The 16,891-nt window shown below is 60.8% G+C and carries 20 protein-coding genes; 18 read left to right on the top strand and 2 right to left on the bottom strand.

The genetic code is table 11. From position 1 onward, the window contains the following. Positions 1 to 116 precede the first annotated feature (116 nt). Positions 117 to 1,451: a magnesium transporter gene (gene mgtE, locus G394_RS0108045; RefSeq protein ID WP_028577224.1), complete on the top strand. Its 1,335-nt coding sequence runs from the start codon at positions 117 to 119 to the stop codon at positions 1,449 to 1,451. Positions 1,452 to 1,735: 284 nt separating this feature from the next. Here the strand turns inward: mgtE and G394_RS0108040 are convergent, their stop codons facing one another. Beyond that, positions 1,736 to 2,167, bottom strand: coding sequence for a CBS domain-containing protein (locus G394_RS0108040; RefSeq protein WP_028577223.1), 432 nt, complete (start codon positions 2,165 to 2,167; stop codon positions 1,736 to 1,738). A gap of 213 nt (positions 2,168 to 2,380) precedes the next feature. Between G394_RS0108040 and G394_RS0108035 the strand changes: the two genes are divergently transcribed. The 16 genes from G394_RS0108035 to G394_RS0107965 all read left to right on the top strand — a co-directional run bounded on the left by G394_RS0108035 (position 2,381) and on the right by G394_RS0107965 (position 14,959). Further along, positions 2,381 to 2,998 (top strand): protein-L-isoaspartate(D-aspartate) O-methyltransferase, encoded by a 618-nt coding sequence (locus tag G394_RS0108035; RefSeq protein WP_051307046.1) that lies wholly within the window; start codon positions 2,381 to 2,383, stop codon positions 2,996 to 2,998. Positions 2,999 to 3,096: 98 nt separating this feature from the next. Beyond that, positions 3,097 to 4,002 (top strand): Mrp/NBP35 family ATP-binding protein, encoded by a 906-nt coding sequence (locus G394_RS0108030; RefSeq protein ID WP_028577221.1) that lies wholly within the window; start codon positions 3,097 to 3,099, stop codon positions 4,000 to 4,002. A 21-nt stretch (positions 4,003 to 4,023) separates the two neighbouring features. Further along, complete coding sequence (locus tag G394_RS0108025) at positions 4,024 to 4,623, top strand: lytic transglycosylase domain-containing protein (RefSeq protein ID WP_028577220.1); 600 nt, start codon at positions 4,024 to 4,026, stop codon at positions 4,621 to 4,623. A 6-nt stretch (positions 4,624 to 4,629) separates the two neighbouring features. Next, positions 4,630 to 5,169, top strand: a complete 540-nt coding sequence (gene pgsA / locus G394_RS0108020) for a CDP-diacylglycerol--glycerol-3-phosphate 3-phosphatidyltransferase (RefSeq protein WP_028577219.1) — start codon at positions 4,630 to 4,632, stop codon at positions 5,167 to 5,169. A 135-nt stretch (positions 5,170 to 5,304) separates the two neighbouring features. Next, on the top strand, positions 5,305 to 6,387 hold the full coding sequence (locus tag G394_RS0108015) for a type IV pilus twitching motility protein PilT (RefSeq protein WP_028577218.1): 1,083 nt from the start codon (positions 5,305 to 5,307) through the stop codon (positions 6,385 to 6,387). Position 6,388: 1 nt separating this feature from the next. Next, positions 6,389 to 7,564 (top strand): type IV pilus twitching motility protein PilT, encoded by a 1,176-nt coding sequence (locus tag G394_RS0108010; RefSeq protein WP_028577217.1) that lies wholly within the window; start codon positions 6,389 to 6,391, stop codon positions 7,562 to 7,564. Positions 7,565 to 7,576: 12 nt separating this feature from the next. After that, the gene (locus G394_RS0108005; RefSeq protein ID WP_028577216.1) at positions 7,577 to 8,161 is read left to right on the top strand and encodes a zinc-ribbon domain-containing protein; all 585 of its coding nucleotides are present in this window, start codon (positions 7,577 to 7,579) and stop codon (positions 8,159 to 8,161) included. A 3-nt stretch (positions 8,162 to 8,164) separates the two neighbouring features. Further along, positions 8,165 to 8,446 carry an FtsB family cell division protein gene (locus G394_RS18460; RefSeq protein WP_051307045.1) on the top strand — a complete coding sequence of 94 codons (282 nt, stop codon included), beginning with the start codon at positions 8,165 to 8,167 and terminating at the stop codon, positions 8,444 to 8,446. A gap of 2 nt (positions 8,447 to 8,448) precedes the next feature. Then, positions 8,449 to 9,201 (top strand): tetratricopeptide repeat protein, encoded by a 753-nt coding sequence (locus G394_RS0107995; RefSeq protein WP_028577215.1) that lies wholly within the window; start codon positions 8,449 to 8,451, stop codon positions 9,199 to 9,201. A 113-nt stretch (positions 9,202 to 9,314) separates the two neighbouring features. Next, the gene (locus tag G394_RS0107990; RefSeq protein ID WP_028577214.1) at positions 9,315 to 10,001 is read left to right on the top strand and encodes a hypothetical protein; all 687 of its coding nucleotides are present in this window, start codon (positions 9,315 to 9,317) and stop codon (positions 9,999 to 10,001) included. Positions 10,002 to 10,010: 9 nt separating this feature from the next. Beyond that, positions 10,011 to 11,033, top strand: coding sequence for a class 1 fructose-bisphosphatase (fbp, locus tag G394_RS0107985; protein ID WP_028577213.1), 1,023 nt, complete (start codon positions 10,011 to 10,013; stop codon positions 11,031 to 11,033). Positions 11,034 to 11,239: 206 nt separating this feature from the next. Beyond that, the gene (gene tsaD, locus G394_RS0107980; protein WP_028577212.1) at positions 11,240 to 12,334 is read left to right on the top strand and encodes a tRNA (adenosine(37)-N6)-threonylcarbamoyltransferase complex transferase subunit TsaD; all 1,095 of its coding nucleotides are present in this window, start codon (positions 11,240 to 11,242) and stop codon (positions 12,332 to 12,334) included. 3 nt (positions 12,335 to 12,337) lie between these two features. Continuing rightward, positions 12,338 to 12,658, top strand: coding sequence for a thioredoxin (trxA, locus tag G394_RS0107975; RefSeq protein ID WP_028577211.1), 321 nt, complete (start codon positions 12,338 to 12,340; stop codon positions 12,656 to 12,658). A gap of 127 nt (positions 12,659 to 12,785) precedes the next feature. Next, positions 12,786 to 13,499 carry an outer membrane protein assembly factor BamD gene (locus G394_RS0107970; RefSeq protein ID WP_028577210.1) on the top strand — a complete coding sequence of 238 codons (714 nt, stop codon included), beginning with the start codon at positions 12,786 to 12,788 and terminating at the stop codon, positions 13,497 to 13,499. A gap of 397 nt (positions 13,500 to 13,896) precedes the next feature. Continuing rightward, positions 13,897 to 14,229 (top strand): PilZ domain-containing protein, encoded by a 333-nt coding sequence (locus G394_RS20730; protein ID WP_084435453.1) that lies wholly within the window; start codon positions 13,897 to 13,899, stop codon positions 14,227 to 14,229. Between the two features lie 415 nt (positions 14,230 to 14,644). Next, positions 14,645 to 14,959: a hypothetical protein gene (locus G394_RS0107965; RefSeq protein ID WP_245578291.1), complete on the top strand. Its 315-nt coding sequence runs from the start codon at positions 14,645 to 14,647 to the stop codon at positions 14,957 to 14,959. A gap of 40 nt (positions 14,960 to 14,999) precedes the next feature. Here G394_RS0107965 and G394_RS0107960 read toward each other — a convergent pair whose 3' ends face one another. Further along, on the bottom strand, positions 15,000 to 15,686 hold the full coding sequence (locus tag G394_RS0107960; protein ID WP_028577208.1) for a CAAX prenyl protease-related protein: 687 nt from the start codon (positions 15,684 to 15,686) through the stop codon (positions 15,000 to 15,002). A 229-nt stretch (positions 15,687 to 15,915) separates the two neighbouring features. On the opposite strand from G394_RS0107960, the gene G394_RS0107955 reads away from it, so the two are divergent. Further along, entirely contained in the window at positions 15,916 to 16,800 is an 885-nt protein-coding gene (locus G394_RS0107955) for a PEP-CTERM sorting domain-containing protein (protein WP_028577207.1), read from the top strand. Positions 16,801 to 16,891 lie beyond the last annotated feature (91 nt).

Below are 16,891 nucleotides of genomic sequence, written 5' to 3'. Positions count from 1 at the left end.
CGTGAGAGGCGGCAGTATTCGGGGCCTTGTGCCTTGTCAAATGCCGTGTGACGTTTCGGCGCGAATGCAACGGGCGCTTTGACCTCACCGGCTGATTAAGCTACCGAGCACGAGTCATGAATGCAAAGAAAAATTCCGATCCGATCCCGCCGGACTATTCGTCCGTACAGTGGGTTGCCGCCTCCCTGGACAGCCAGCATCCGGCCGACACGGCCGACGAGCTGGAAAACCTGTCCCTGGCCGAGCAGCTCGAGTATATCCGGGAGATGGACGTGGAGGACGCCTCCGAGTCCATCACGGAGATGGAGCGCCACGAGCGCAACCTGCTCATGAGCCGCCTCTCGCCGTCCTTCGCCGCGGCCATCCTGGAGGCCATGTCCCCGGACGACGCCGCGGACATCCTCGAAGACCTCGACGACGACGTCCGGGTCCGCATCTTCAAGAAGCTCGAGCGCGAGGACGCCGAGGAGATCTCCGACCTGCTCCAGTTCGACCCGGATTCGGCCGGCGGCGTCATGAACACGGAGATCCTGGCCCTGGATCAGTCCATGAACGCCCAGCAGGCCATCAATCTCATCCGCGAGCGCGTGGAGGAGACGGAGATCCCCTATTACGCCTACATCGTCGACGAGTACCGGCACCTCAAGGGCGTGGTCTCCCTGCGCGACCTGCTGCTGAGCCCCGGCCGCACGCTGCTCAAGGATCTCCTGGGCGACCAGAACCTCATCTACGTCCCCTTCGACACGGACAAGGAGGAGGTGGCCCGCCTCATCAGCCGCTACAACTTCCTGGCCCTGCCCGTCGTCGACCACGAGCAGCGGCTGCTGGGCATGGTCACCGTCGACGACGTCATCGACATCATCCAGGACGAGGCCAGCGAGGACATGCAGTCCATGGTCGGCGCCGGTCGGGACGAGACCGTGGACTCGCCCTGGACCTACTCCCTGCGCATGCGTCTGCCCTGGCTGGTCATGAACGTCCTCAACTCGGCCATTTCGGCCTTCGTCGTGCACCTCTTCGAAGGGACCATCGCCCAGATGGCTCTCCTGGCCGCCCTCATGCCCATCGTGGCCAACCAGGCCGGCAACACGGGCCAGCAGGCTCTGGCCGTCATGATCCGGCAGCTGGCCATGGAGCGGTTCAACCGCAAGAAGAGCTGGGTGGCCGTGCTGCGCGAGGCCAAGATCGGCACGGCCAACGGCCTCATAGTCGGCATGCTCGTTTTCGCCGGCCTGTTCTTCTGGACCGGCAACCTCGGGCTGGCCTCGGTCATGGCCGTGGCCCTGGGCCTGGACATGCTCATCGGCGCCGTGGCCGGCGCCTCCATCCCCCTCGTGCTCAAGGAGATCGGCCGCGACCCGGCCCAGGCCTCGAGCATCTTCCTGACCACCCTCACCGACAGCCTCGGGTTCTTCACGTTTCTGGGCCTTGCGGCCATGTTCCTGTTCTGAATTTGCGGCAGGGGTGAGGATGCGGGGCGCCGCCCCGCACCCCGCAAGGGGCGCGCCCCTTGACCCGCGTTCATTGTGGCCTTTGAGAGGGTTTATCGCGAGGGGGCTTCGACGAAGCGATCCATTTTCAGAATTGTTGTCAAGAAGACATGAACGGCGTGAACTGTCGCGCTAGAATCGATTGTGGGCGGAGCGAGGCGCTTTTCGAGGGTGAAGCGCATCCGTCTACATGAGCCCTTGAAAAGCGGTGAAGCAACGCAGTCCACAATCAATTCTCGGCGCTTTCACTCTTCGGGCTCGACGGCGTCCATGAGATCGATGGTCAGGCGCAGGAAGTCCGCCTCGGTGATGATGCCGCACAGGGTGGCGTCGCAGACCACCGGCAGGCAGCCGTATTTCTCCTCCAGCAGGAGCCTGGCCGCCTCCTTGAGGGACAGGTCGGGGCTGACCGTGACCACGTCGGTCTGCATGATCTCCGTGATGGGGATGCCGGCCTCGATCTCGTCCTGGGTCTCGCGGTCGATGCCGGCTAGTTCGGAGATGGTCGCGGCCAGGATGTCGCGGTGGGTCAGCAGGCCCGCGAAGTGACCGTCGGCGTCGACGATGGGGATGTGCCGGATGCGGGCCAGGCTCATGAGGTCCTTGGCCGCGCTCAGGCTGTCGTGCTGGTTGAGGGTGAAGACGTCCTTGGTCATGATATTTTTCACCTGGAACATGGCATACTCCTTTTTTCTCATTCTTCGCCGATTCGTACGGCTGGCGCAAGAAAAAGGTTTGCAGCGGGGTTCCATGGGCCTTGCGGGGACGTGCGAGTTGACTTGGTGGGTGAAATCTGGTTTGCATCGAGCGTTTAGGCAATGATTTCCAATGAATCGAAGCGCCCGGGGGGATGAGGGAACTTGAAGGGTCTAGTTCGCAATCGCGAGAGGATGGTGCGGGAGCAGATCGAGGCTCGCGGGATCACGGACGAACGCGTGCTTTCGGTCATGCGTCAGGTCCCCAGGCACCTCTTCGTCGACGAGGCCCTGCAGGTCCAGGCCTACGGTGATCATCCCGTCCCCATCGGTTTGGGCCAGACCCTGTCCCAGCCCTACATCGTGGCCCTCATGACCACGCTTCTGGTGGTCCGCCCCCAGATGCGCATCCTCGAGATCGGCACCGGCTCTGGATACCAGGCGGCCATCCTGGCGGCCATGGGCGCCGAGGTCTTCACCGTGGAGCGCATCAAGCAGCTCTACATGGCGGCCCGCACCCGGCTCCTGGACATGCGGTACTTCAACGTCCGGGTCAAACTGGACGACGGCACCCTGGGCTGGCCGGAGCTCGGCCCCTTCGACCGCATCATCGTCACGGCGGGAGGGCCCGAAGTCCCGCAGCCCCTCCTGGACCAGTTGACGGATCCGGGCATCATGGTCATCCCCGTGGGGCGGGCCAAGCGGGAACAGCGCCTGCTGCGCATCTTCAAGAAGGAGGGCCGCATTCATCAGGAGGACCACGGCTCCGTGGCCTTCGTGGATCTCGTCGGCTCACACGGTTGGAAAGTCTGAAGCGGCCCCGCCCCGGAAGCCGCTTTTTTATCGAGAACGAAAAGCCCTTTCCGGCCCCGCGCGGCGGGACGGCGGGCGAAGATACACCCGGAGGGAACATGTCTTCCAAGTCTTCCTGCTCGAGCTGTTCGAGCAAGCAGAACCTGGGCACCATCCAGGACAGCCCCGAGTCCAAGATGGAGCGCCAGGACAAGGTCATCGCCAGCACCCTGTCCAAGATCAAATACAAGCTCTTCGTCATGAGCGGCAAGGGCGGCGTGGGCAAGAGCTCCGTGTCGACCAACCTGGCCGCCGGCCTGGCCCTGCGCGGCTACAAGGTGGGCCTGCTGGACGTCGACATCCACGGCCCCAGCGTCCCGCACCTGCTGGGCCTCAAGGGCCTGCTGGACATCGACCCCGAGAAGGGCATCCAGCCCAAGCGCTACAGCGAGAACCTGTCCGTGGTGTCCATGGAGTCGCTGCTCAAGGACCCGGACCAGGCCGTGTTGTGGAAGGGTCCCATGAAGACCTCGGCCATCCGCCAGTTCGTGTCCGACGTGGATTGGGGCGAGCTCGACTTCCTGGTCATCGACTCGCCTCCAGGCACCGGTGACGAGCCCATGGCCGTGCTGAAGACCGTGCCCGACGCCCTGAGCATCGTCATCACCACGCCCCAAGAAATTTCTTTGGCAGACGTGCGAAAATCGATTAATTTCCTGCAATACGTGAAGGCGAACATTCTCGGCGTGGTCGAGAACATGAGCGGGCTCATCTGTCCGCACTGTTCCCAGCAGATCGACCTGTTCAAGAAGGGCGGGGGAGAGGAACTGGCCAAGAAGTACTCGCTTGAGTTCCTGGGCGCCATTCCCCTCGATCCGGCCACGGTGGTCGCCGGCGACCTGGGCAAGCCCGTGGTCATGCTCGATGTGGACTGCCCGGCCAAGCTGGCGCTGCTGGCCCTGGCCGACCGCGTCGTCGAGGCCGCGCGCAACAGCCTGGAGGCGGTTTCGAGCAGCCACGTCTGAAGGTGAGGTGACGGTGGGCGTATGAAACGTGTCGTGGCGGTTTCCCTTTTCCTCGTGGGGGTGCTCCTCTGGCCCGGCGCTGACGCGCGGGCCAAGGGCATCTACTACATGGTCAAGGAAGACGGGTCTCTGTGCATCACGGACATCCCGACGTCAAAACGTTACAAGCCCTACAAGTTTCAGAAGTCCATCAACTACATCCGCAGGGCTCTGGTCGGCTTCAAGCGCGACAAGCGCACCGTGCAGGAGGTGGACGCCATCGTTTCGGGCCTGTGCCGCAAGCACGGGGTGGACAAGAAACTTGTCATGGCCGTCATCGACGTGGAGTCCGGGTTCGACGCCGGAGCCGTGTCCACGGCCGGGGCCCAGGGCATGATGCAGATCATGCCCGAAACGGGCCGTGACCTCGACCTCGACAACCCCTTCGACCCGAAGGAGAACATCGACGCCGGCATCCGGTACCTGAAGTATTTGCTCGATACATTCCCCGACAGGAGGCTGGCCGTGGCCGCCTACAATGCGGGACCCAACGCGGTGAAGAAATACGGGGGGATTCCTCCGTATACCGAAACACAAAACTATGTACAAAAAGTCTGGGCGCGGCTCCAGCATTACGAATAAACAGCGATGATGAACCTACCCAATGCCCTTACCCTGTTTCGCGTCCTGGCGGTGCCGTTCATCGTCGCCCTGCTGTATTTTCCCGGTCCCACGACCTGCGCCCTGGCCATGCTGCTTTTCCTCGTGGCCATCCTGACGGACCTGGCCGACGGCTTCCTGGCCCGCAAATACAATCAGGTCACCAATTTCGGGAAATTCCTCGACCCCATGGCCGACAAGATCCTCATCGCCTCGGTCCTGGTCATGCTCGTCGAGCTGAACTGGGTTCCGGCCTGGGTGGCCATCATCATCATCGTGCGCGAGATCCTCGTCACGGGCCTGCGGGCCATCGCCGCGGACAAGGGGCATGTCATCGCCGCGGACAAGTACGGCAAGCTCAAGACCATCATGCAGAGCGTCGCCCTGGTTCCCCTGATCTATCACTATCCGATGTTCGGCATTAACGTCGCGTGGCTCGGCTCGGGGCTGCTTTTTGTGGCTCTTCTGCTGACCGTCTATTCCGGCTGGAACTATCTGTACGGCTTTTACCGGATTTGGGGCGACTGAAGTTTTGCGTTCCGTTTTGTGGATTTTTCCTGTACAAGCCTATTCGATCGGACAGTTTTGAAGGCTGCGGACACGTCACATTCACTTTTCCGGAATGCCGCATTTCGTGATCAACTCCTGGTGATGGGGGTATAAATGGCTCAAATCGATGCTTTTTTCAAGATGATGCATGAACTGGGGGCCTCGGATCTCCATCTTTCCTCCGGTTCGCAGCCCATCATCCGCCTGCATGGAGAAATGCAGCGCATCAAATACAAGTTTCTGGAGCATGAAGAACTCAAGAAGATGCTCTACGAAATCACCCCCGAGAACAAGATCAAGACCTTCGAAGAGTCCGGCGACGTGGACTTCTCGTACGAGGTGCCGCACCTGGCCCGTTACCGCGCCAACTTCTTCATGCAGAAGCGCGGCATCGGCGCGGTCTTCCGCGAGATCCCGCAGAAGATTCTGTCCCTGGACGAACTGGGCCTGCCTTCGGTCCTCAAGAACCTGGCCCTGCTGCCCAAGGGCTTGGTCCTGGTCACGGGCCCCACGGGCTCGGGCAAGTCCACGACCCTGGCGGCCCTGGTGGATTACGTGAACAAGATCCGCAAGGACCACATCCTGACCATCGAGGACCCCATCGAGTTCGTGCACGAGCCCCAGAACTGCCTCATCAACCAGCGCGAGGTCGGGCGCGACACCATGAGTTTCAGCGCGGCCCTGCGCGGGGCCCTGCGCGAGGACCCGGACATCATCCTGGTCGGCGAAATGCGCGACCTGGAAACCATCCAGCTGGCCCTTGAGGCGGCCGAGACGGGCCATCTCGTCTTCGCCACCCTGCACACCATCTCGGCCTCCAAGACCATCGACCGCATCATCGAAGTCTTCCCCGGCGACCTGCAGGGGCAGATCCGCTCGGGCCTGGCCGACTCACTGCGGGCCATCATCGCCCAGAACCTGTTCAAGCGCATCGACCAGCCCGGCCGCGTGGCCGGCATCGAGATCCTCATCGCCACGCCGGCCGTGCGCAATCTCATCCGCGAGAACAAGATCTTCCAGATCAATTCCGTCATCGAGACCGGCCGCAAGTTCGGCATGCAGAGCATCGACGACGCCATCATGAAGCTCCTGACGGCCGGCATGATCGACCCCGAACAGGCCTACAACAAGGCCGCCACCAAGTCCAAGTTCCGCGAGTTCCTGGTCACGCCGCCCCAGGACTTCACCGAGGTGTAACATGCAACGAGCGCATCTTGACCACATTTTGCATCAGGTCCTGGACTTCTCGCCCGACACCTCCGACATCATCTTCACGGTCAACAAGCCGGTGCAGGCCGAGGTCCACGGCGAGCTCGTGGACGCGAAAATCACGCCCAATCCGGGGCCGCTGCTGCCGTTCCAGGTCGAGGCCGTGGCCATGTGCCTCATGGGCCGCAACCTGCGCCTCTACGAGGATCAGCTCTCCCGCGGCTCCTGCGACCTGTCCTATGAACTGCCTGGGCGCTGCCGTTTCCGTGTCAACGTGCTGGGGCAGAAAGGGTCCCTGGCCATCGTCATGCGCAAGCTGACCTCCGTGGTCCCGACCATCAAGGAGCTGGCCCTGCCCGACGTCTTCTACCAGATGTCCAAGGAGAAATTCGGCCTGATCCTGGTCACGGGCGCCACGGGCACAGGCAAGACCACGTCCCTGGCCGCCCTCATCGACAACATCAACCTGATGTACCGCAAGCACATCGTCACCCTCGAAGACCCCATCGAGTACGTGCATGAGCACAAGCTGGGCACCGTCAACCAGCGCGAACTGGGGCTTGATTTCGACACCTTCGCCTCGGGACTGCGAGCGGCCCTACGTCAGGCGCCCAAGGTCATTCTGGTCGGTGAAATCCGCGACCGCGAGACCATCACCATCGCCCTGGAGGCCGCCGAGACGGGGCACCTGGTGCTCGGCACCCTGCATACCTCGGACACGGGCCAGACCATCAACCGCATCATCGGCATGTTCGAATTGGCCGAGGAACGCCTCATCCGATCGCGCCTCATGGAGAGTCTCAAGTACGTCGTGTCCCAGCGCCTCCTGCCGCGCATCGGCGGTGGCCGTGTGCCGGCCTTCGAGATTCTCAAGTCCAACCTGCGGGTCAAGGAGTGCATCTTGAACGGCGAGAGCGAGGACAAGACCTTCTACGGCATCGTCGAGTCCGGCGACGCCTACGGCATGGTCACCTTCGACAAGTACCTTGCCAATCTTTTTTACGAGAATGTCATCACCGAGGACTCGGCCATGACCTACGCCTCGGACAAGTCGCGGCTGGCGCAGATGGTCGACAAGATCAAGACGGCGCGAGGCGAGAAGGTCACGGACATCGAGGGCCTGGAGCTCGACCACGAATACGAACGCAAGACGTCCCTTTTCTAGGGGGTGGGAACCATGGAGATCATCTGCACATCCTGCAATTCGACGTTCGTCATTCCCGACGACCGCATCCCCGAGACACGGAAGTTCAAGCTCAACTGCCCCAAGTGTCGCGAGCCCATCCTCGTGGACCAGGACGCCCTGGACGAGAAGGTCGTCGCCCCGGAGCACTTTCCCCACGACGCCGTGGTGGCCTTCATGTTCGTCAAGAACCACGACCTGGCTGGGCGTATCGCCCAGTTTCTCAAGGGACGCGGCATTTTCGTCTCCGAGGCCAGGTATGTCCATGAAGCCGTGGACAAGGTCCGCATCAACTACTACAACATGCTGATTCTCGAAGAGTCCGAGGAGAGCAGGTCCATCCTGGCCATCGTCAGGAAATGGAACGGCATCAGGCGGCGGGAGGTCAACATCGTCCTCGTCGAGGCCAAATGCCAGAGCATGCATCCCAACGAGGCCTTCCTGCGCGGCGTGAATACGGTCATCGGCGCGGCCGACGGCGAGCGGATCGAAAACTTCCTCGATCTGGCCCTGGGCGAATACGACAATTACATCGAACCATGGACCGAAGCGGGCAGGAAGCTCCGCCAGAAAGGGTAGTGCATGATCCGGGACAAGAGCAAAATATTCCTTTTCGCCCTGTGCTTGGTCAACATCTTCATGGTGTTCAAGATTTTCGACGCCGAGAGCGGCATCCAGGCCTACAAGGACCTGCGCCTCAAGATCGAGGGCGTGCAGGCATCCCTTGACGACATCGACGCCAAGAACCGCCAGCTGAGCTCCGAGATCCGGGTGCTCAAGCGTGACGAGAAGTATGTGCAGCGCCTCATCAAGCGGGAGCTGTGCTATGTCGCCGACAACGAAATCATGTACATCGTGAAATGAATATGAACGATACCCTCGCCCTTTTCGACGAGCTCCTCGAGCACGACTCCGGGTCCAAGATCTTCTTTCCGCTGGCCCGCCTGTACCGCAAGCAGGGTCACACCCGGCGGGCCATCGAGATCGTGCAGCGGGGCGTCGAGAACCACCCCGACTACCTCGAAGCCCAGCTCTATCTCATCGATCTCCTGAGTGAGGAGGGGGAGGAGGGTGCCGCCGCAGGCAGGGCCCAGACCATCCTCGCCAAGCTGCTGGCCTACGAGAAGTTCTGGCTGCGGCTGCGCGAGCATTACCTCAAGTCGGGTCAGGCGGACCTGGCCATGGCCGCGTTCGTCCTGGAGCGCAACTCCCACGGCGAAAGCGTGGATCTGGCCAAGCTGCTGACCTGCGGCATCGGGCACTACTCCGAGGACCTGGCCGCCAGCGACGTCCCGGTGGAGCCCGAGCGGGACCTCGACGCCGAGGAAGTAGCCCAGTTCTGCATCAATTCCGGCATCAAGACCAAGACCATGGCCAAGCTCCTCTCGGCCCAGGGCGAGTACGAGCAGGCCATCAAGATCTACGACGACCTGCTGGAGGCCGCGGTCACGGACGCGGAGCGCGAAGAGCTGCGGGGCCTGCGCGACAAGGCCTACGCGGAGCTCGGCAGCGCCCCGGACCCCGAGGCGGAGAAGCACAACAAGCTCTACTTTGTACTCAACTCCCTGGCGGACAGGCTGGAGCAGAAGTTCGGCCCCGAATCCGCCGGAAACGCATGAGCAGGTTGCCCCTTGATTCTTTTCCGGCCGGGCTATAGGTCCTCTCTGGGCCCTGTCATGGCCTGCGATCATCGGCCGTGTCCGTTCAATCCCAATCGATTTCGAGAGGATACATGAAAAAACAGCTTTTTCTTTGCGGTCTTCTGTTCCTTGTGGCCTGCACCCCGGTGAAGACGACGAGGGAATATTACGAAGACTACGTCAATCCCAAAGCAAGCATCGATTACGAGAACACGGTCACGACGGATCTGCCGGCCGAGTTTCTGGACGATTACTACACCATCGACAGCAAGATAGTGCGTCTGGTCGACCAGATCGAGCTCATGGATTTTCAGCTCGACGCCGCCTGGATCGGGCAGCAGAAGGCTGCGCAGCCCTGGATCAGGCATATGGCCGTCCTGGACGGCGAACAGCTCTTCCTGGCCGGCGACGACACCCTCGGGTTCGATCCGCAGCTGCGCGAAAGCCTCGTTGAGCTTGGCAAGGAGCCGAAGCGGCACCTCATCCAAAGCGCCGACCGGGTCATCCTCGTGCATGTGGGCTCCATCGGCAACGACAGCCTGCGCACGACCCTGGTCGAGATCGACATGGATCTTCTGACCGCCGAAATCCGCGACCGCAAGACGTCGCTCTTCACCGGCGACAAGGTCTTCGGCCAGGCCGCGGGCGTGTCCGCCGAAGCCCTGCTGCCCATCACCAAATCCACCAGCTACTCGGGCAGCCGCGACGCTGGGGATGTCGACGTCTACTGGGTTCGGAGCATGACCTCCGACAATCTCATCTACATCTATCCCAACTGAGGCATAGCTATGCGCCAGGTAACGGTTGTCGAGCACCTGCTGCTCAGCCAGAAGGAGAGGCCCATGGCCTCGGGCCGGTTCACCCGGCTCCTCACGGAACTCATCCTGTCGGCCAAGATCATCGGCCGCGAGGTATCAAAGGCCGGCCTGCTCGACGTTCTCGGGGCCACGGGCGAAGTCAACGTCCAGGGCGAGATCGTGCAGAAGCTCGACGACTTCTCCAACCAGGTCATCATCCGCCGCATGGAGCGGGCGGGGGTGCTCTGCGCCATGGTCTCCGAGGAGAACGCCGATTTCATCGAGATCCCCCGGCAGTTCCCTGTGGGCGACTACATCCTCATCTTCGACCCCCTCGACGGCTCGGCGAACATCGACGCCAACGTCAGCATCGGCACCATCTTCAGCATCTACCGCCGCACGTCCTACACCCAGCAGGCCGTAACCCTGGACGAGATTCTGCAGAAAGGCGCCATGCAGGTGGCCGCGGGCTACATCATCTACGGTTCTTCGACCATGATGGTCTACACGGCCGGCAACGGCGTGCACGGCTTCACCCTGGACCCGAGCGTGGGCGAGTTCCTGCTGTCCCACCCGAACATCCAGATCCCGGAGCAGGGGCGCATCTACTCCGTCAACGAGGGCTACTGGTCCTACTGGGACGAACCCACGCGGCGCATCGTCAACCATTTCAAGTCCGACGAGAACGCCTTGGGCCGGCCCTACAGCCTGCGCTACATCGGCTCCCTGGTCTCGGATTTCCACCGCAACCTGATCTACGGCGGCATTTTCATGTATCCGGCCGACCACCGCGATCCGCGCAAGCCCAAAGGCAAGCTCAGGCTCATGTGCGAGGCCAACCCCATGGCCATGATCGTCGAACAGGCCGGCGGCCTGGCCGTTGACGGCACGCGGCGCATCCTCGACATCGAGCCCGAGGAACTGCACCAGCGCGTGCCGCTCTTCGTGGGGTCGAAGAAGGATGTGGAGGTCGTTCTCCAATACTACCGCGAAGCTGGGGACGACCGCCCATAATTCATTCTGGACTGCGTTGCTGCAGCCGTTTTGGCGGGCTCATGTAGTCGACTACACTTCGCCCTCCAAAACGGCTTTGCGCCTTGCCAGAATGAATTCTGGACGGTCGTCCGGGTTCTGGCTCGTCGAGGACTCCGTGCAATGTCGATCCATCTTCGAGATTTCTCCTTCATGTAACGTATTGAGGCATTTCCGGTTTGTCCGTCATTTCCACCCCATGTGCATCCGGCCCCGTCTGTCTGGGCATTGAGACGTCCTGCGACGAGACCTCCGTGGCCTTGTGGGCCGGCGGGAGGATCGAGGCGGAGCTGGTGCATACCCAGATTCCCATGCACTCCGTGTTCGGGGGCGTGGTGCCGGAGCTGGCCTCGCGGGAGCACCTGCGGCTGCTGGATCCTCTGGTCGAGTCGCTCCTGGCCCAGGCCGGGAGGCCGGGGGGAGAGGGCGTCGAACTGGTGGCCGTGACCCGCGGCCCCGGCCTGCTTGGCGCGCTGCTGGTCGGCATCGCCTACGCCAAGTCCTTCGCCCTGGCCCGTGGCGTGCCGGTCGTCGGCGTCAACCATCTGCACGCCCATCTCCTGGCCTGCGAGTTCACGGGGTTCATCGAATATCCGGCCCTTGGGCTGCTGGTCTCGGGCGGGCACACGCACATCTATTCCATGCCGCGGCCGGGCGCTTTCGAGCTCATGGGGCGCACCCTGGACGACGCCGCAGGCGAGGCCTTCGACAAGATCGCCAAGCTGCTCAATCTTCCCTATCCGGGCGGCAAGTACATCGACGAGCTGGCCCGGCTCGGCACGCCCGTGCGGGGGCTCTTCACCCGTCCGTACCTGAACAACGACAACTGCGATTTCAGCTTCAGCGGCCTGAAGACGGCCGTTGCGCTGCACGTCGTGCAGCACGCGTTGCCGGCCCTGGATTACGCCGCTTTCGACCCGGTCGTCGTCGAACCGCGGGTCAAGGACCTCTGCGCCACGGTCAGCGAGACAGTCGCTCAGACCCTGCTGGAAAAGACGCGCCGGGCCCTGGGGCGCGCGGACGGCGTGCGCACCTTGTGCCTGGCCGGCGGAGTGGCCGCCAATTCCCGCCTGCGGGAGGTCTTCACCGCCTTTGCCGAGGCCAACGGGCTCAAATTTCTGGCCCCTGCGCAAAAGTATTGTGGTGATAATGCTGCTATGATAGCGTACGCAGGTGTTCAGCTGGCCCGGGCAGGGCTGGCGAGCGCGCTGGATTTCGAGGCCATCCCCCGAGGGCGGGCTGTGCCTGACGATTATATCGTAAACCCTTTGTTCAAGGAGTGAATAATGGCTGCTCAAGTGAACGATGCCGGATTCGACGCTGAAGTTTTGAAATCTGATCTCCCGGTGCTGGTGGATTTTTGGGCGCCGTGGTGCGGTCCGTGCAGGGCCATCGCTCCTGTCATCGACGAACTGACCCAGGAGTTCGAGGGCAAGGTCGCCATCATGAAGATGAATGTCGACGAGAATCCCGCCACGCCGAGCAAGTTCGGCATCCGTGCCATTCCCACGCTGATCCTTTTCAAGAACGGCGAGGTGGTCGAGCAGGTCACCGGGGCCGTGTCCAAGGCCAGCCTGAAACAGATGCTCAATGACAAGGCCCTCTAGTTCCGGAGTGTCCCGAATGTCGTAAACCGAGGGTGGCCGCGCAGATACGCTGCCGCCCTCGTTCTTTGCCGAGTCCCGTCGCGTGTTCGCGGCCGGCGCATCCTTCACCATTAGCCAGGTTTTCGCCATGCGCACCAAACTGCTTCTTTTTTCCCTGGTCCTTCTTCTGAACGGCTGCGGGGCCATCGACTACTATTTCCTGACTCCTCCCGAGGACACGGCCCAGGAGCTTTTCGAGAACGCCCGCGTGTCCATGCAGGACAAGGACTACGCGCAGGCCATCGACTCCCTGGTCAAGCTGAACGACCGCTATCCGTTCAGCCCCTACGCCATGGACGCCCGGCTCATGCTCGGCGACGCCTACTCCCTGGACCGGCAATATCTTGAGGCCGTGGACGTCTACGAGGAGTTTTTGTCCATGCACCCGCGGCATGAGCAGATCGATTACGTCCTCTTCCAGATCGGCGTGAACAAGTTCAACTCCCACAAGTCCATCGATCTGCCCCAGACCCAGCTGTCCGAGGCCATCGAGTCCTTCAAGCGGGTGGTGGACGGGTATCCCAAGAGTGTCTACCGCGAACCGTCCAAGGAATACATCGAGAAGTGCCGCCGGCTCATCGCCGAGCACGAACTCTACGTGGCGGACTTCTACTACAAGACCGAGCAGTACGGCGCCGCCTGGGCTCGCTACAAGTACGTCCTCGACAACTTCCCCGACCTGACGGACATCGCCCAAACCGCCGAAACCCGCGCCAAGGCGGCCTGGTTCTACGCCCAGGAGCAGGAGAACGACACCAAGCGGCATCCGAGCAAGATCAAGCCGTATTTCGACTGGCTCTAGGCGAAGACGCCAGCAACTTCCGACGCTGCTGCGATTTTGAAAGGCGAATGCACCCCGGCGCATAAGCTTTTCCGAATCGCCGCAGCGTGTTCATTTCATCCAAGCGGCATTGCATTCCTGCCATGGCCGCGCCCCGCCTGCCCCCTTGTGTCGTAACCGCCCTTCTTTCTTCGTCTCTTTTCTCGAAATTTCAGAATGCTACGTCCGCGTCTTCACCCCTCGTCCCGCGTTTTTATCATTGGTGCCACGTGGGGAATTTTGGCTGCCGAATTGCAAAGATCATCCAAAGATCGGCGTCATTGGCGGCATGGTTACTGATCGCCATTGAACATTTCGTGCTTCAGTACCGCGACGAATTTTTATGGAATTCCGATATGATTCGGACGGGAGGTAGCGTATGCACGAGAAGAGGAGATACCCGCGCAGTGCAGCTTTGTTGACATGTGCTGTAGAAAAGATATTTCATAATGACAAGAAAGTTCAATCGAAAGTCATTAATCAAAGTCAACAAGGTTTGAGGATTGAATCAGACTATAAATTTCTTCCTGGTGATGCCTTGAAAATTGTTGTTTATGAAGATAGTTTCGATATTGATGCGACTAAGCAAGACTATTGTATCGGCATGGTCCGTTGGTGCGCTCGTCAGGATGGCTGTTGCGGTGGTTTGTATGGCATTGGTGTCGAGTTGGCGGTTCGCAGCAAGAACGCATACTGGTCTATCAGGGGCTGATGCACAATTGAAAAGCGGCGGATCGACCGTGCCGCGAAACGGGGTGCCGGCCGCAATCCAGGCGTCAGGTCCCAGTGTGAGGCCGCCCGATGCGCTCCGTCAGTTCAGAATAACCAGAAACTGTAAGATTTTTCGACACGCATTCTGGGACATCTTACAGTATTGTTTTAAGTCTGAAGCGGGTTTGCCATGGGGGAAAGCGTGACCAGTCCGAGCGATCCCTTCGCGAGCTGTCACGAGGCGGACATCGCGATGCAAGCAGAACTTGCAATCCGAACCTCTCCGCTTCTGGCTAAGGGTGATGTGCCGTGTTCTTTCGTGTTCCCGGACTGTCTCCAATGTCCGGGATGAGCTTGACAGGAGGGATTCCCGACGGAACTTCCACCGCATCCACCTCTGATCGCCGGGGAAGATCGTGCTCGAATTCGCGTTGGTCATCGTCGCCCTTGCCGCCAGCCAGGCCATGCAGCTCGTGGATGATCTCCTGAGCCAAGCCGGTGTTGTGTCCGTGGCCCATGGAATGCTGCTCGGATATGGACAGATTTTCGTGAGCAGGGCTATTCTTGCGTGGGGCGGCAGCTCGCTGGGCTGGACAGCCGTTGTGCTCGTGGGATTGGGAGCCATGGGGGTCTCCCTCTACAGGATGCACAACACCGGCACACGTTGGGTGTTTGCCTTCAATTTCGGCTTGTTCTGCGGCATAGTCTATGGAGGGGTTTCGCTCGTCTGATGGCGTTGCGCAACGAGCCCTTCGTTTGCCCCGGCTTTTCCTACCAAAGCCTCCATTCCTCCCGTTCCAGGACATAGACCGCGAGTGCCAGGTTGGTCACGGCATGGGCCAGCACGCATTGCGCGATGCTTTTTGTCCTGTAGAGCAGCCAGGAATAGGCCATGCCCGCCATGATGCCGGCGACGATGAAATGGTGGGCCAGGCCGAAGAGCCCGGCGCAGGCCAGGAAGGAGGTCCAGGTGAACGTGCCGACCGGAATTTTCGAGAAATGCGGGGTGATGATGTAGCGAAGCAGGAAGGAGCGCCAGAACAGCTCCTCCATGATCGGCACCACGACGACGGCCCCCGCGATCCTGGCCGCGATCATGGACAGCCTCGTGCCGTCGTCGGGGAAGGTTGTCGGGTCGAATCCAGCCGGCTGCCCCAGCGCCTGCGGAGCCCAGTCCATGTTGATCCAGAGTGCGAAGACCGCGAGCCCCAGGCCGATGCTGCCCAAGGTTTGCGCGGGTCTGCCCAGTTCGGTCCAGTCCAGTTCCGTGTACGCCCGGCGCAGCAGAAGAAGCGCGAGCAGCGCGGACATGGGACGCAATGGGTAGAGAAGAAAGAAGTCGGCGGCGTAGATGTCGATCCAGCCCCGTTCGTTAAGGAAATGTAGTCCCTCGTCGAGGCCGATGAAGGCCATGAACAGTGCGAAGGGCAGAATACGGGGCCAGGCTTTTTCGCTCATAGCCATGGCCGTATGTAAGAAGCGTGCCAAAGGACTTTCGGATTCGTGGAAGGGGGGCGCGTCGGTGCGGATGCGCCTGTGAACCATTTCGATCAGATGTCGGGAAGTCTTACATTTTATGTGCCATAAGATATTTTTTTATTTTAAAATCAGGTAATTGCGTTCGGCACTGTTATTGCTGCCCTTCTGTCAAACTCGTAATGAACGAATATCAACGGAGGGACAATCCATGCGAATCATGCTTAAGAGGATTTTAGGGGCGGCATGCCTGATCCTGCTGGCGGCGCCGTCGTGGGCGGCCATCTATCTGCCCGAGCCCGTGTTGCCGTTCGCCATGCAGTACGACCAGTTTTATTCGTATTCGACAGCCGTGCTGCAGGAACTCTACGGGAATAGCAAATCCGACTATTATGTCAGCAAGCAGTACGCGGACCTGTACAAGTACAAAGCCGGTTCCGGAACGCTGGATTTGGTGATGTGGTCAGGACCATCTAGCGACAATCCCGATGTCGACGGAACCGACTTCATGAATTCAACATCGGAACTCGATTTACGAAAAAGTACGGACCAGGTTTTAACCCAGACCGCGACGTGGTCCGCGTCTGTCAGTAACCTGCTCGCGTTCCTGCTGGAAAACTACCAGACCTCCATCCCGGTGATCATTTATGACCTGAACCAGGACATGAAGGAAGGCGAGGGCACCGAGTACGTGAGCGGCATCGTCACCATCACCGAGGCCAACGGCGACGTGGTCAGGTCCTGGTCTTTCGATAATTCGACCAACGGAGTCTACAACCAGATGGATTTGGTCAAAGTCCCGGAAGAGATCACCTTCCCGATATCCGCGACAAATAGTTCGACCGTGAACAGCAACATCGGCGGCGGATTCGCAGACTTCCTGCTCTATGCGCCCGATCTGGACCTGGCGCTCTACAACGCCACCGGACGGATCATCTCCTTCACCCCATACTTCACGAACCTCAATGACGGACCGGAAGAAATCTATCTTTCCGGTGCGTTCCAGCGCAACATCGTACCTGAGCCTTCGACCCTGATCCTGCTGGGGCTTGGCATGTCGGCCCTGGCCTTCATGGGACGCAGGTTGCGCAGGTAGACGCTCAAGCGCGCCGTTTACAGGGAGGGTCCGAAACAACTACCGTTTCGGACCCTTCATTTTTTTGGGGCTGTAAACTTTTCCGACACCC

Origin of the sequence: Desulfomicrobium escambiense DSM 10707 (genome assembly GCF_000428825.1) — a bacterium.
GTDB lineage: Bacteria > Desulfobacterota > Desulfovibrionia > Desulfovibrionales > Desulfomicrobiaceae > Desulfomicrobium > Desulfomicrobium escambiense.
This window is presented reverse-complemented; position numbering and strand designations above follow the sequence as displayed.